General features: G+C 54.0%; 11 protein-coding genes. 4 read left to right on the top strand and 7 right to left on the bottom strand.

Annotation, left to right across the window (positions count from 1 at the left end):
* Window positions 1–18: 18 nt before the first annotated feature.
* On the bottom strand, window positions 19–894 hold the full coding sequence (gene xerC / locus OXG75_02875; GenBank protein ID MCY3624932.1) for a tyrosine recombinase XerC: 876 nt from the start codon (window positions 892–894) through the stop codon (window positions 19–21).
* A gap of 275 nt (window positions 895–1,169) precedes the next feature.
* Between xerC and OXG75_02870 the strand changes: the two genes are divergently transcribed.
* Complete coding sequence (locus OXG75_02870; GenBank protein MCY3624931.1) at window positions 1,170–2,276, top strand: Fic family protein; 1,107 nt, start codon at window positions 1,170–1,172, stop codon at window positions 2,274–2,276.
* Window positions 2,277–2,501: 225 nt separating this feature from the next.
* Window positions 2,502–3,743, top strand: a complete 1,242-nt coding sequence (locus OXG75_02865) for an ATP-binding protein (protein ID MCY3624930.1) — start codon at window positions 2,502–2,504, stop codon at window positions 3,741–3,743.
* Between the two features lie 98 nt (window positions 3,744–3,841).
* Here the strand turns inward: OXG75_02865 and OXG75_02860 are convergent, their stop codons facing one another.
* The 6 genes from OXG75_02860 to OXG75_02835 form a co-directional block, all read right to left on the bottom strand.
* Window positions 3,842–5,098, bottom strand: a complete 1,257-nt coding sequence (locus OXG75_02860; protein ID MCY3624929.1) for a type II toxin-antitoxin system HipA family toxin — start codon at window positions 5,096–5,098, stop codon at window positions 3,842–3,844.
* Window positions 5,095–5,406, bottom strand: a complete 312-nt coding sequence (locus tag OXG75_02855; GenBank protein ID MCY3624928.1) for a helix-turn-helix transcriptional regulator — start codon at window positions 5,404–5,406, stop codon at window positions 5,095–5,097. The genes OXG75_02860 and OXG75_02855 overlap by 4 nt, the downstream gene beginning before the upstream one ends.
* A 195-nt stretch (window positions 5,407–5,601) precedes the next feature.
* On the bottom strand, window positions 5,602–6,651 hold the full coding sequence (locus tag OXG75_02850; protein ID MCY3624927.1) for a sugar ABC transporter substrate-binding protein: 1,050 nt from the start codon (window positions 6,649–6,651) through the stop codon (window positions 5,602–5,604).
* Between the two features lie 233 nt (window positions 6,652–6,884).
* Window positions 6,885–8,243 (bottom strand): tetratricopeptide repeat protein, encoded by a 1,359-nt coding sequence (locus OXG75_02845; GenBank protein MCY3624926.1) that lies wholly within the window; start codon window positions 8,241–8,243, stop codon window positions 6,885–6,887.
* A gap of 60 nt (window positions 8,244–8,303) precedes the next feature.
* Window positions 8,304–9,182: an EamA family transporter gene (locus OXG75_02840; protein MCY3624925.1), complete on the bottom strand. Its 879-nt coding sequence runs from the start codon at window positions 9,180–9,182 to the stop codon at window positions 8,304–8,306.
* A gap of 106 nt (window positions 9,183–9,288) precedes the next feature.
* Window positions 9,289–9,519 carry a hypothetical protein gene (locus OXG75_02835; protein ID MCY3624924.1) on the bottom strand — a complete coding sequence of 77 codons (231 nt, stop codon included), beginning with the start codon at window positions 9,517–9,519 and terminating at the stop codon, window positions 9,289–9,291.
* 480 nt (window positions 9,520–9,999) lie between these two features.
* On the opposite strand from OXG75_02835, the gene OXG75_02830 reads away from it, so the two are divergent.
* Together OXG75_02830 and OXG75_02825 are read left to right on the top strand one after the other, a co-directional pair.
* The gene (locus OXG75_02830; protein MCY3624923.1) at window positions 10,000–11,253 is read left to right on the top strand and encodes an ATP-binding protein; all 1,254 of its coding nucleotides are present in this window, start codon (window positions 10,000–10,002) and stop codon (window positions 11,251–11,253) included.
* On the top strand, window positions 11,250–15,311 hold the full coding sequence (locus OXG75_02825) for a hypothetical protein (protein ID MCY3624922.1): 4,062 nt from the start codon (window positions 11,250–11,252) through the stop codon (window positions 15,309–15,311). The genes OXG75_02830 and OXG75_02825 overlap by 4 nt, the downstream gene beginning before the upstream one ends.
* Window positions 15,312–15,313 lie beyond the last annotated feature (2 nt).

The following is a 15,313-nucleotide window of genomic DNA, read 5'->3' as shown; positions in this document are numbered from 1 at the left end:
CTTTTCCTTCCGATGCCGCTAGGCGTTCGGGTGGGTCTTGTCGTACACTTCCATTATCCTCTCGACCGAAAGGTGTGTGTATCTCTGGGTCGTCGAGAGGCTCGCGTGACCGAGCATCTCCTGGATTGCCCGAAGGTCCGCGCCGCCCGCAAGCAGGTGGGTGGCAAACGAGTGCCTGAGCACGTGGGGGCTCACGTTTTTCGATATTCCCGATACAAGGCCGTACTTCTTTATTATCCGCGCAAGGCTTCTCGTGGTTATCCCGCCTCCCCGGGAGTTAAGGAATACATGGCTGGATGAGGGTTTAAGCTTTCCCCTTATGTCGAGATACTCACCCAGGGCGAAAAGCGCCTTTGATCCCACGGGAACTATCCTCTCCTTGTTCCCCTTTCCGCGAACCCTTATTACAGCCTCTCCCATGCTGAGATCGGCAAGCGTGGCTCCCGCGAGTTCGCTTGCCCGCAGGCCGCTTGAGTAAAGAAGCTCGAGAATCGCCCTGTCGCGCACGCGGAGCGGATTTTTCCCGGAATCCTTTACGTCAACAAGATTAAACACCTCGTCCACGCTTAAAAATATGGGCAGGCGTTTTTCCTTTCTAGGGGTGCGCACGAGTTTTGCGGGGTTCTGCGCCACGAGGCCTTTTCTTACCAGATACGAGAAAAAGGATCTTATCGCCGATACCTTTCTCTCTACAGAGGATGGGGAATTTTTTCCGTAGAGGGTTGAGACGTACGCGTTTATGGTCGCGATGTCTGTGTCCTCGATCTTTTTTTCTTCCCTTACGAGAAAATCGCGGAAGTTCTCAAGATCGCCCCTGTAGGCCTTTACCGTGTGTTCCGAGTAGTTTCTTTCGTACGAGAGGTGCTTTATGAAGCTTTCGGTCAGTTCGTTCATCTATTTTGAAATATATACGCTCATTTGCTTTGGACAAGGGATAAGGCAAATATTGTTAAGGGCAGGTGAGCCGGCAGTTTTTTGATACGGAAGGCAGGGAGAGCTTTTCAAATCCATAAACGGCAGTACTCCGGACTTCAGGCGGAGTCACTGCTGCCTTACCCGGAAAATGTTTTCCTTCCATGACTTTTCCTTACCTGGGTCTCCATTTTAACGGCACATTATTAATCATAAAACAGGTGTAAAATGATTTATAAATGGTATGCTTATGCCTCATGCGATGGAACTGGCAACGGCCCGAGTGGCCTGATTTTACCTACGAACCGGAACTTCTCGAGGGTTCGGAGCATGATTTCCTGCGAGGGACGGGCCTGCTTTTCGGAGCTTACATGCATCTTGACGAACAGGAGCGGGACCTGCTCAGGGTGGAGATTATAGGCGATGAAGCCCTTAAGACTTCTGAAATCGAGGGAGAGTATCTTGACCGCGAAAGCTTACAGTCGTCTCTTCGCCGGCATTTCGGCCTGCAGACAGACGACCGGAAAGTGAGTTCGGCCGAAGCCGGGATCACTGACCTCATGGTTGACCTTTACGGCACTTACGAAGGTACGCTTTCCCACGAAACGCTTTACCGCTGGCACAGGATGCTCACGCTCGGGCGCACTGACCTGAGGTGCGTAGGCTGTTACCGTGAGCACGGTGTTGAGGTGGTCTCGGGGCCTCTTCACAGACGCAGGATTCATTTCGAAGCGCCTCCGCAACAGAGAGTAAAGCGGGAGATGGACGGATTTGTCCGTTGGTTTAACCGAAGCGCTCCGGGCGCTGCGACGCCACTTCCGGCACTTACCCGCGCCGGCACTGCGCATCTTTATTTCGAGTGCATTCACCCGTTTGAGGACGGAAACGGTCGCATAGGCCGTGCGGTGTCCGAGAAAGCGCTTGCCCAGTCTCTGGGCCACCCTACGCTGATTGCGCTCGCCACAGTGATCAGCAGGAACAGGAAAGCTTATTACGGGGCTCTAGGGGAGGCGAACACGAAAAACGAGATAACTGGCTGGCTTTGCTATTTTGCCCGTACCGTGCTAGATGCGCTTTCGTATACGCGGATCTACGTGGAATTTCTTATAAAAAAGGCCAAGTTGCTTGAGCGTATGCGGGGAAAAATGAATCCGCGGCAGGAAAAATGCCTGCTTCGGATGTTCGAGGAGGGCCCTGAGGGTTTTGCAGGTGGTCTCAGCGCGGAGAATTATATAAGCATCACAAAGGCCACGCGACCGACCGCCACTCGGGATCTTTCGGATCTGGTTGCTAAAGGTGCGCTTGCAAGAACAGGAGAGCGCAAGTCCACGCGCTACCATCTGAATATCGATTTACGGATTTAAACCGGATTTTGAATCTTGCGCTTTCGTGTTTTTTGGGTGATGCCGACAGGGGGAAATACTCGGGTCCTCTCCCGAATAGGAAACGAAAGGTTCTTCATCCGATCGTCCCGGTTACTGGACAAGAGCAAGGAAAAATTCGTTCAAACGTAATGAACAAATTTTGTAAAAATAAAGCTTGCCTTTAGAAATCATAAAGATTAAATTTATATATCAAAAGGAGCAGGTATGAATTACAAGGCACGGAAATTGTCCGGGAAGGTTCTGTTTTCCCTGAAGCAGAATCCCGTGGTGTTTCTCAATGGCCCGCGTCAGTCGGGCAAAACCACGCTTGTGCGGGAGCTTGCCCGCAATGAGTATCCCGCCGAGTACGTATCTTTTGACAACGTTACTCATATGGAGGCCGCCTACGCCTCTCCCGAGAGTTTTCTCGGCCGTCGCGGGGGACCGGTGATTATTGACGAGGTTCAGCTGGTTCCCGACCTGTTCCGCGCCCTGAAGATTGTTGTTGACGAAGCGCGCCTCGGGGAGGGGAGGAGCAACGGCATGTTCCTGCTTACGGGTTCGGCGAATATAATGGTTTTGCCGAAGCTCTCCGATTCCCTTGTCGGACGTATGAGCGTAAGAACCCTTTATCCGTTTTCAGCCTGCGAGGTTTTCTCTGCGGAAGGAAATTTTCCAGAGAGACTTTTTTCAGCCGATTTTGCCGACATGGGAAAGGAATATGCGCTTAGCGAAGCTATTGAGTCAGCCACGTTTCCTGAAGTATCGGGAAAACCCGCACACGAACGAGAGGAGTGGTTTGACGGCTATCTTGCAACCATACTGCAGCGTGATGTGCGCACGATTACCGAGCTTGAGAAAATCGGCATTCTGCCGAGACTGCTCAGGGTTCTGGCGGCCCGCGCCGGCAAACTTATGAATGATGCCGAGATTGCGCGCGACGTGGGACTTAACCAGGTTACCGGCAAAAGCTATCGCGGGATTCTTCAGGCTATGTTCCTCAGCTTTGACGTCAGGCCATGGTACCGAAACGTCGGAAAACGGCTCGTGAAGTCATCCAAAGGTTATATCGTCGATACTCTTCTTCTTTGTCATCTGCTTGGCCGGAGCCTTGAGGGCCCGAGCGGCCGATGGAGCGATTTTTACGGTCACGCGGTCGAGAACTTCGTCGCCTCCGAGCTTCGAAAGCTGCTTTCCTTCTCCGATATGCGGGCGGAACTCTTTCATTTTCGTACTGCTGACGGCAAGGAGGTGGATTTCGTTCTGGAGCGCCCGGACGGTTCGGTTGCCGGTATCGAGGTAAAGGCTTCGAAACGGGTTGTTTCATCCGATTTTAAAGGCATGGAAGCGCTTCGGGACCTGGCAAAAGATGATTTTGTCTGCGGAGTCGTTCTTTACCCGGGAGAGGATGTGGTTCCTTTCGGCGAGAGGTTCCTTGCCGTTCCTCTCTCCGCCCTCTGGCAGTAGCTGAAGACATGTCAGATCCTTCGGGAAGATTCGTTGCGTTACCCCGGAGGCTCTGCCGGCTATTCGTTCTTGTTCCGTCGGCTTGCGCAGTTCTCCGGTTAACTCCGGTTAAGCCGTTCGATAGCGTCGCTAATTAGTTTTATATTGCTTATACCGACCCCGTACTTTATCGCAAGCGTCTCCCATCCCGCGAGGGAATGTCGTGTGCGCTCGATGGTCTCCGTGATCGTTTTATCATCAAGCTTGGCTTTTTGCCCGAGAGCCACAAGATGCGCGGATGAGGGATCTTTCTCTTCGCCAAGCACCGTCGTGCTCTGCTGGCCGCCCGGACCGGAAGAAAAAGTAATGTCATAGGCGGGGGACAGTTTCCACCCGCCTTTAAAATCCATAACAAATGAGAAATTCTTCGCGTGGTCGTCGCGGTTGTGCGACATGACGTTAAAAACCGCGTGGCGGTACATTTTTTCGACTTCCCGCATGTCGCGGGTCATTATTTCCGTTAACGCAAGCAGGTCTTCATAGTCAAGAGACGGCGTACGGAAATCCGAATGAAGCAGACCGCCTGCGGTATGGACATGAAGCCGGGTCATTCCACCTTCAGATTCTTTGCGGTCAAATCTCCTGGTGGTGAAATACCCAGGCCCGTTCTTTGCCGGGAGAAGGCGCGTTTCGCTCATAAATACTTCCGCTTCCCTGGCCATAAGGGAGTAAACGTATTCAATGGCGCCGGCATCCGGGCCGTCTTGGGTGTTCGGGAACTTAACAAGCCAGTGAGCGTAGTTTCTGAATGTTTTACCGGTCGCACCATGGATGATTTGACTGCCGCTCTGATTGATGCTCACCATCGCCTTGGGACGCGCTCCCGCAGAGGACCCGTTTAGCGCCACCAGTTCTTCAAGCACGTCCTCAGCGGAACCTCTAAGTACCAGCTGCGTTTTTAACGCGAGATCATCAATATTAAGAGCGCCGGAAAGCCTTCGGCTGCTGAGGTCGGGTTCGTAGACAAGAGCTCCCATGCCTCTGTGTCCGACATGAGCCAGCCTGTCGAGAGGAGTAAGGCGACCGGGTTCTACTCCCCTTGATCTTGCGAGACGGTCTACCAGTAGGCGCCCCCATCCGTCTGGAAGACTATCATGAAAAACACCGGGGAGACCTTCGAACAGCATGGGATCAAACGTGATGAGCTCGGGCTTCCGCGGAAGACGCAGCGGCGAAATCTCAAGGCTGCGGGGGAGAGTCGGAGCGTGTTCAAAATAGATTCTGCCCTCGGCGGAGAGTGCGAGCGTTCCTGCGTGGACAGGCTCCCGCCCGAAATCAAGGCTTACCGTTATCTCGGAAACGGGAGAATAGTTCATTCGCGCCATCCTCTCTTGCGGCGCGGCTTCCTGCTTTTCTCCTCAATCACTTCATTGATGGATGAATACGCGGGGGTGGGCGATTCGCTCGCCTTTACAATGTCCTCAAGTGCGTCAAGAACCATGGCAAGCTTAAGGAAGGATTCAAGGGAAACAACTCCTTTCTGCTCGAATTTTCGCAGGGTCGCGAGACTGACCCCCGAGCGTTTTGCAAGACCCTGCTGGGTGAGCCCCGTTGCGAGACGTCGGTTGCGCATGTTCGCCGCGATTGTTTCCTGTGCTTTTGAAAGCGTAAAAAGTAATACCACAATATTAAAAACAGCCTGTTTTTATATTTATCAATATTATAGTATTATTTCTGATGGTCTTCAAGTGACGGCAGAGATTTTTCTCGGATACTGTGAAGAACATGGAAAAGACGCCTCTTGGGGCTTCACTTTAACGGGTTCTGCTGACGGCAGTCCCAAGCTTTTACCTGTTTTCCTCGAGCTCCGAAAGCTTCGTTATTCCCAGCACTCCGCTAAGCCTTGATCGATGTCGAGGGAACGAATCCCCGGAACCGGTTGCTTCGTTACAAGGGACACTCCCGTGTCATGAAAGTCGAGACCGGGAGTGTTCTCCGGCTTCCTGCCCGTCTTTGAGTATTCAGCCACCGCCTCGATCCCGAGTGACGCCATTTTTAGGGGATACTGCATGGAAGTGGCCCCGATCTCGCCTCTGGCGACGCTTTTTACCCCTGAGCAGCTGCCATCTATGGAAACAATGAGAACATTCTCTTCCAGCCCCAGCTCTCTGAGTGCCGAATAGGCACCTGCCGCAGCCGGTTCGTTGATTGCATACACCAGATTCGGATCCTTCTGTATCAGGCTCTCCATGGCTTTGCGTCCGCCTGATTCTGTTCCCATGGTTGCACCACTGCCGACGATACGTGGGTCGTCCTCGTCATACATTTCTTTCGGGTTTTTGATATCGATGCCGAAGCCCTTGAGAAAGCCCTGGTTTCGCGACACTTCCACCGTTATCTGCCGGGCGGCCCCGTCAAGCGTCGCAATACTCGCGTCTTTTGCCGAAGCATCCATTATTGCCCGCGCCCACCTGCCGATCAGTTCCCCGGCCCGGAAGTTGTCGGTGGCGAATGTGGCGTCTGCTGAATCCGCCGAAGGAAAAGGGGTATCAAGCGCGATGACCAGCACTCCGGCATCTCGCGCTTTTCTGACTGCCTCGCCAAGTGCGACAGGGTCCGAAGGGGTGATCAGAATGCCTTTCGCTCCCGCAGCGATCAGGCTCTCGACTGCCTGAATTTGTGTTTGCGAATCTCCGTCGTACTCTCCAGCGAAGGTTCGCAATTCGATACCGAGTTGCTTAGCCCGCCTGAGAGCTCCCTCTTTAATCGTCACGAAAAACGGGTTGGTGTCGGTCTTGGTAATCAGGCCCGCTACAAGATCACCGGTTCTCTCGGGCGAGGCGGGAGTCGTGCCGCATCCGCTTGCAAGTGCGGCTAGAAGGTTGCACATCAAGCCCGCTGTTGCGAGCAGACGGATTGCAGATTGCATCTTGATCCTCCCATCGAAATCTGGCATCGCCGGAACCTGGCATCACATAGGCAGTCACCGGTTTTGATTCCGTCATATGTACACGTTACGTCAACCATACCACAGCACTGAAAGTCACACAACGCAGGGAGCAGACAGTCATATGCTTTTGCCTATGGCATTGTTTCTTGTGCCGTACCTGAGAAAATGGTTCTGTGCGGAACATTGGAAAATCCGTCCTGAACACGCAGGGATCAGGTGTCCTCGTCGAGGAAGCCGGGATCAAGGCTCATAACCCGCGCAAGGTCCTCGTCCGCTTCTTCTTTCCTGCCGACCCGCTTTTTGGCCTCCGCTCTCATTCTGTATGCAAACGCATTTTCCGGGTCAAGACCTATTGCCAGATCAAAATCGGCTATGGCTTCCTCGTTCATCTCAAGCCAGATTCTCGCCGCTCCGCGGTGGGCGTAATCCATGACCTCTCCGCCGTCTGCGTCGATTACATAATCCAGATCCCCGGCAGCCTCTTTGAAGCGCATAAGAGAAACGTTTGCGTATCCGCGTCCGCGGTGAGCCTCTACAAACCCGGGGTCGATATCGATCGCGGCCGTGAAATCATCCACCGCTTCCTCAAACCGCATGAGCCCCAGTCTGGCGAATCCCCGATTGTAATAAACTTCTGCGGAAGCGGGCTCAAAAAGCACCGCTTTTTCAAGGTCGGGCAGAGCTTCTTCGTAGAGGCCCAAGTCCGTTCTCGCGACCCCGCGGTTGGTGTAGGCCTCCGTATCTTCGGGGTCGAGGCGTATGGCCTTGTCATAGTCGGCTATAGCTTCTTCACTCCGCTTGAGATTGTGCTTTGAGAGTCCGCGGTCGTTGTAGATACAAGGCAGACCCGGGTCAAGACGTATCGCCTCGTCAAAATCCTCGATGGCTTCCTCATCGCGTCCGAGCCTGCTTTTGGCAAGGGCTCTAGATGCGTAGACTTCCGCGTCTTCGGGATCAAGGAGCAGCGCCTCATCAAAATCGGCAATTGCTTCTTCGTACCGATCGAGGCCGAATTTCGTTCTGCCCCTGTCAAGATGCACAAACGGGGATCCGGGGTCAAGGCGCAGCACCTCGTCGAAATCCTCGATGGCTTCCTCGTAACGCTCGAGACCGTCTTTTAGGAGTGCCCGGCCGTGGTAGGCGACCGGGTTTTGCGGATCAAGTCTCACGGCCCTGTCAAAATCCTCGAGTGCGTCCTCGTCGGGACCGAGGCATCTTTTGACGGTTCCGCGCCCCAGAAACGCAAGATCGTTTTCAGGGTCAAGGAGTATTACCCTGTCAAAATCCTCAAAGGCTTCTTCGTAACGCCCCATTTCCGAGTTGATTATCGCCCGGTCATACAGGGCGTCAGAATTCTCAGGCTCAGCCCTGATTGTCTCGTTAAGTATCAAGAGAGCTTTTGCGTGGTACTCAGGGTCTGTTTCTTCAAGCAGGTCGATATCTGTGATGTCGGGTTTTCGGGAAGACTCTTCGGCTGTCTGCTCCCGGCTGACTGATGATCCTGCCGGCTTTTTCCCGGCGGGGTTATTCTTTTTTTTCCGGTTTTTTCTCTTTGAGGATTTTTTCTTCATTTCCGCCTCCTTTTGCCAAGAGATGCGCTGCATGCCAGTATCCATGACAGGCATGTAGTGTCAAGAGGCCTGTCCCCGGCGAGTTCGTAAAGACAGCATATCCTTTGCGGCAAGCACCGCGCCCCCGGTTATCAGGACGCAGGCGCAAGCTATGCGCCAGTCGGCCTGGCCGACGCCTGATGCGACAAGGATCAGGGTTGAGAGAAGCGGCGCCGCGTAGCTCGCGGTGCCCAGTACTCTTATATCGCCGTGTTTTACGCCGAAGTCCCATGCGTAAAAAGCTGCGCCCACCGGCAGCAGGCCGAGGCCCGAGACGGCGAGCCACTGTCCGGCCCCGTGCGGCCAGACAGTCTGTTCAAGAGCCAGATGACAGACGAGTGAAAAAACGGCGGTTACCGCGCAGAACCCGGTGACGGTATCGGTCGGAACCGTGCCGAAGCGCCGCGACAGAAGCGAGTAGGCGGCCCAGGTAAAGGCGGAAAGCAGGGCCGCGCCATACCCAAGGGCAAAGCTGTCATCAAAGGAAAGGCCGTTTTTCGAGACGATAAGCACTGTTCCTCCAAGACCCGCGAGTGCGCCTGTTACGTGATGCCAGTCTAGCCGCTCTCCGGGAAGGAGCGCTGAGCCGACAACGATCAGCAGGGGCCAGAGGTAGCCGATCAGGCTCGCTTCGACAGCCGGCGCGTTGCGAAGAGCTGTGAAGTAGAAAAAATGATAACCGAACAGCCCTCCGACTCCGAGACACCATATATGCAGGGGCTGGCGCAGGTTTCGAAAACCCGACGGCTTCGCGGCAAGCGAGACCAGCCCGACGGCGGTGGCGACCGAAAAACACATGGCGGCGAGCTGAAAGGGTGGTACCTCTCCTGACAGGGCCGTCAGCAGGGCCAGAAGCGACCACATAAGGATTGCGCTAAATCCGATCAGCGTCGCCTGCATCAGATGTTTTTTTCCATTGCCCGGTTTTTTCCACTCCTCGCTTGTCTCTGCCGCCTCTCGGGATACTGCTCCGGCCACAATGCTGGTTTCCGTGACAGGGATTCTCTCAGTTGTTAGGACAATGGCATTCTATAACGTTCCCGCTTGTGTCCGTAACCTTGGTCGTGCAGTTTACCGGGCAGTCCTCTTCCAGGTCACAGCCCGCAACCTGCAGAAAAAACAAAATGCTCAGGATCACGAGGGCCGTTAAGACAGCCCCGTTTTTCGCCCCTTTCTCCTCCGTTTTCATGACACCCCCGTCTCTTCGTTTTTCACTTACCGCTCCTTCATACACCATAAGGTCCGGCTCCGCAAATCCCCGGTTGCTGCTGTGTTCGGCGGTACTGGCTGATGGACCGTATTTCGGCGCGAAATCCCGAGTAGAAAGCTGGTTACGCTTGCAAGATCATCGTCTGCTTCTTTGTTCCTGTTGATGAACCTTCCTGGACGTCGCCCTGGTTTCGCGGGCAAGCGTGTTCTCCGGGTCAAGGCGACACAGGTTTTCGTCAGCAGGTATGTTTTCCGTTTTTTTGTTTTTTGAAAGGATTGCCTTGTCTGTTTTTCGATGTTTTCCATGTTCGCTTTTTTTCGGGGAACTATTCTATTCTATCATATCAGTTACTGCTTTAACTGAATTGTCCACAGAGTGGTCATTGAGGACATCATCATAGTGGTATGCAGAGATCAGGGAGATACGGCGCTCTCCTGATGGAATATTGTTCTTCTTTAATGAAATGTCCTCTTGACTACTTTTACTCAATAGTATAATTTTATCTGTATGAAATCTTTTCAGCGTTCTCAGGTTGCCACGCTTTGCGATCGACTGGCCGAACATCCCCATCACATCATTACCATTTTCGGGCCTCGCCAGACCGGAAAAACCACCATAGTGCGCCAGGCGCTTCGACAGATAGATCTCGGGAGCCGTTACCTGGCGGTTGACGAACCTCGGCCTCCGGGGCCGCGTGGTTCGTACGATGAATCAGAAACAATTCCGGTTTTTTCATATGAGCGCGGCACAGACTGGCTGGTGCGGAACTGGGAGGAGGCCCGTCGCGAAGCACAGCGATCCGGGCGGGGATTCGTTCTGGCGCTGGATGAAATTCAGAGAATTCCCCAGTGGTCACAGACCTTGAAGGGTCTCTGGGATGCCGACCGCGCCAGGGATTGCCCTCTGCACGCAGTTATTCTGGGTTCGGCGCCTCTGCTCATGCAGTCAGGACTTAACGAGAGTCTTGCCGGGCGTTTTGAACCTGTGCGCGTCGCGCACTGGTCCTTCGAGGAAATGTCCAAAGCCTTCGGTTTCAGTCTGGACGAGTACCTGTATTTCGGCGGCTACCCGGGCTCAGCCAGGTTCGTTCAGGACATGGACCGGTGGCGCGCTCATATTCTCCAGGCTATCGTCAGTTCCAGTATCGGCCGGGATATTCTCTCCATGACGCGGGTGGACAAGCCGGAACTTCTCAAACGGCTTTTCGAACACGGAGCGGATTATTCAGGGCAAATTCTTTCGTACACCAAAATGCTGGGCCAACTTGTGGATGCCGGCAACACGACCACCTTGGCGCGCTACCTTGACCTGCTGTCGGACGTGGGTCTCCTCGCAGGTTTCGGGAAGTATCATAACAAACCTCATCTTCGCAAGGGATCAAGCCCCAAACTAAACGTGCTCAACACCGCTTTGATGACTGTCGGTTCCGGGTATTCCTTTGAAGAAGCCATGGCGGACCGGACATTCAGGGGACGCATTGTTGAAAGTGCGGTCGGTGCTCACATGTCAAACACCGCGACACCCGATATCAGCGTCCATTACTGGCGGGACAAATCGCTTGAGGTCGACTTCGTCCTCAGGCGCGGCCCCCATCTTATTCCCGTTGAAGTGAAAAGCGGCCGGAAGTCCGCGCGTCTCGGGGGAATTGAAGCGTTTAAGCGGAATTTCGGTGTCCATCGTTCGCTTCTTGTCGGAGAAGGCGGCGTACCGCTTCATGAGTTTCTGACGGTGCCCGTGAATCAGTGGTTTGAGGAAAGATGAACAAGATCGTCCCACGCACGTGCAAGGAGATACTGCCGCCGGATTCGGACCGGAATAATGGCTCCCTGCCCCTGGAAGAGTTTCGCTCCGTCGCGGCCTATGTGCTGCTGGGCAACCCCGGTTCCGGCAAAACGACTGCGTTTAAGACCGAATGTGGAGCACTCGGAGACGACGCGTGCTTTATCACTGCGCGCGATTTCCTCGCTCTTGACCCGGACAGTCATCCCGAGTGGCGGGACAGGGCTCTTTTTATTGACGGACTTGATGAAATTCGCGCCGGCGCGTACAACACGCGTACTGCTCTTGATAAAATCCGCAGCCGCATTGACAAGCTTGGAAGGCCACGCTTTCGTATTTCGTGCCGAGGCGCGGACTGGCTGGGGGAAAACGACCTGAAACACCTGGCGCGCGTGTCGAAAGATTCCGCAGCAACTGTCCTGCTCCTTGATCCCCTGACGGACTCGGATGTCGTCAGTATCCTGGACGGGCATCCGGACATCCGCGACGCCCGGGAATTCATCGCGTCGGCCTGGAAACGGGGAGTGAGAGGACTGCTGGCAAACCCGCAGAATCTTAACTTGCTGATCAGCAGTGTTGTCAAAGATGGCGGGTGGCCGGAAAATCTTCTTGAGACTTTTGAGAAGGCCTGTTCACAGATGATCCGGGAGCATAATGAAGAACACAGGGAGGGACAACAGTTTACCACTTGCCAGCTTCTTGACGCCGCTGGGTATCTCTGCGCCGTTTCGCTGGTTTGCGGGTCCGCCGGATTCGCGCGGGGCTGTGATTCCGCGGATGAATATTATCTGGATCTTGACCGTTTCAGCTACTACCACGATGAGGCGCTCGGTGCTGCGCTTTCAACCGGGCTGTTTGAGGCGGAATCCGATAATAGTCGTTTTGTTCCCGTTCATCAATGCATTGCCGAATTTCTCGGCGCGCGCTGCCTCGCCCGCCTGATTGACAAAGGAGTTCCACCCCGGCGGATACTCGCTCTGGTTACCGGAGAATACGGAATCGTGGTCTCGCAGATGAGAGGTCTTTGCGCGTGGCTCGCGGTCCATTGCGAGAAAATCCGTGCGGAACTCATCAAGCGCAATCCTGTCGGCATCTTTCTCTACGGAGATATCAGCGCATTGTCGAATGAAGAGAATATGGCGCTTCTCGAAGCCCTGTGCCGTGAGAGGTACCGACCAGGTTCCGCGTTCACGGTGGTCAATGTGTACAGGACGCTTACCACTCCTGAAATGGAGTCTGTTTTCAGAGATGTTCTGACCAGCCCACGCCGCAGCGAACGGCATCAGGCATTAACCGAGTTCGTATTAGACGTTTTGAAACAATATGAATTCATGCCGGATTCCTCCGAGATTCTGCTGGAAATCGTCCGTGACAACACCTGGCTGCCTTACATTAACAAATCAGCCCTTGACGCATATATCTCCAGCTATCAGAGAGATTCGGAGATTACGGGTGGACTCAAAGCATTGCTGGCGGATATTCACGACGGAAGCATCTCCGACCCTGACAACGAACTCCTCGGGACGCTGCTTTTGAAACTCTACCCCCGGCAATTGTCTCCATCTGAGATTTGGGATTACCTTTACGAGCCGACAGGCCGGGAGTCAGAAGGCACATACTGGCAGTTCTGGCAATCTGCTTTTTGTGACAGATTTTTAGAGAATCCAGAGGTGGATGAACTTGAGGTGGAGGAACTTTTAGACAGTCTGTGGCGGCGGATTTCCGGTTTGCGAACCGCTTTTGACGCCTGGCTCCTCAATGATCTTCCCCTCAGGCTTCTGGTTTGCGGCCTGCAGATGCATGGAAACCGAATAGGCCGAGGGCGTCTTTATGACTGGCTCGGTGTCGGATTGTCCGAGAATGTAAAGCATGATGAATATTGTCTGGAACCGGCTAGTCAGATACGTGCCTGGCTTGAACAGTCCCCTGATATTCAAAAGACTGTTTTTGAAGAAGGTCTTCGCCGATGCCCCGAATCCGCTGAATTCAGTTATCACGCGCTCAATATGCAAGGGCGGCTGTATGGGGCGACTCCTCCACCCGATTTTGGTCTCTGGTGCCTGAAAAGAGCTCTTGCAATGCAGGAGAGCCGCCCGCAAGCATCCCGGTTTCTGCTCATGCAGGCCGCCCAGGCGCACAAGTATGAAAACGGCAACGAAGGACTGTCCCTTGAAGTTCTCCGGGAAACCACGAGAAACAGTGAAAATTTATCTGACGTCCTGAGGTGTCTGTTTGCGGAAACGGGGGAGGAGAACAGGCTTCCGTGGAGAGAAGATGGGGGGAGTCATGTGGAAAAAGAAGAAAATGAAGACAGCCGGTGGATAGACCATGTTTATGCCAACAGGGATGCCTTGCGCGCAAACGTCGCTCACCCTGGACTGCTTCACGAAATCGCTGAGATATATTTTGAAAACTATTACTTCTGGAAGGATTGCTACGGTCCGGAGAATATCAGGAAACGGTTTCCCGGCCACGGCGATCTGGCCAGGGCTGCGCTTGCGGGACTTCGCGGCACAACTGAACGGGAGGATATCCCCTGCGCCGATGAGATTTTCGATCTTCTGAGCAAAGGCAGAACGCACCCTGTCGGACTGCCTTTGCTCGCGGGTCTGGCGGAAGTCGAAAGAACGGAGCCGCAAGACTCCTCACTATGGGGAGAAGACTGTATTAGCAGGGCGCTTCTTTTTTATTATCTCGCGCGCGTCAGAAATTATGAACCCAGATGGTACCTGCGGCTTGTCAGGACGCGTCCTGAGATCGTGGCCGAAACTCAGGCACGATTTGCCGTTTCCGGTTTTCGAAGCGGCATGGAGGATATTCGCAAGCTTCGGGAACTCGCCCGAAATAACAGCCATGCTCAGGTCAGCCGCATTGTAAGCCTGCCCCTGCTTCAATCCTTTCCGGTTCAGTGCAATCTGAAGCAGATTCGGAATATGGATTATCTGCTCTGGGCGGCCCTTAAGTATGCCGACAGGGATGCCCTTGGGGAGCTTGTCGCCAGGAAGCTCAAGCTTGGGAGCCTGAACGTCGCCCTGCGCTCGCGCTGGCTCGCTGCGGGTCTGATTGTCAGCCCGGAAATATATAAAGACCGGTTAGAGAATTTTACGCAGGGTCGGGAAGCCAGGGTTCGGCATCTGGCGGCCTTTTTGGCGCTTGGAAATCCTCGGCGGTTCCTGCTGAATGAACTTGAAATTCCCGAACTGGAGTTGCTGATCCGCCTTATCGGAAGTTACTTTGAACCTGCTTTGAGTCCTGAGCCCGGGGTCACTACGCCTGAAAAGCAGTTCTCAGGCCTTGTTTACGACCTGATAGAACACCTTGCCGCCGATGAGGGATCAGGCGATGCGCTCAGGAGACTTCAAGCCGACCCGATTCTGGAACGTTGTCATCACGTTCTGGCCAGGATGTCGGAAGTCCATCGGACAACCCGCAATGATGCCGGTTACCGGCATCCTGACATCGAGCGGGTCTGCCGGACATTCAGTAACGAAGCGCCAGCCAACGTCGCTGACCTTGCGGCTCTTCTGGTGGACAGGCTGAACGAGATCGCCAAAAGAGTTCGAACGGACAATACGGATGAGTGGCGCAAGTACTGGAACGAAGATTCCCATGGGAGACCGCACAACCCAAGGCATGAAAATTCCTGTCGCGATATTCTGCTTTCGGATCTGCGAGGATTTCTTCCGAAGGGGATCGATGCCCAGCCCGAAGGTCAGTATGTCAATGACAGGAGAACCGATATACTGGTTTCTTCATGCGGGGATTTTCGTGTTCCCATAGAGATTAAAAAGAACGGAAGCAGGGATTTGCTGAGTTCCCTAAGGAATCAGCTGATCGCCCTGTACACGAGAGACCCGGCCACCGGGGGATACGGTATTTATCTGGTGTTCTGGTTTGGCGAAAAGTACTCTAGCCCGTTGCCTTCCGGTATGCGGCCGTGCGATTTTCAGGAACTGAAAAAAAGCATAGAATCCGTCCTGTCAGAAGATGAATCCCGCAAAATATCAGTCTGCGTGATTGATGTCAGTACTGATGAGTAAAG

Source organism: Candidatus Dadabacteria bacterium, assembly GCA_026705445.1.
GTDB lineage: Bacteria > Desulfobacterota_D > UBA1144 > Nemesobacterales > Nemesobacteraceae > Nemesobacter.
Note: the sequence above shows the minus strand (reverse complement) of the source record. Positions and strands in the feature narration are given on the sequence as shown.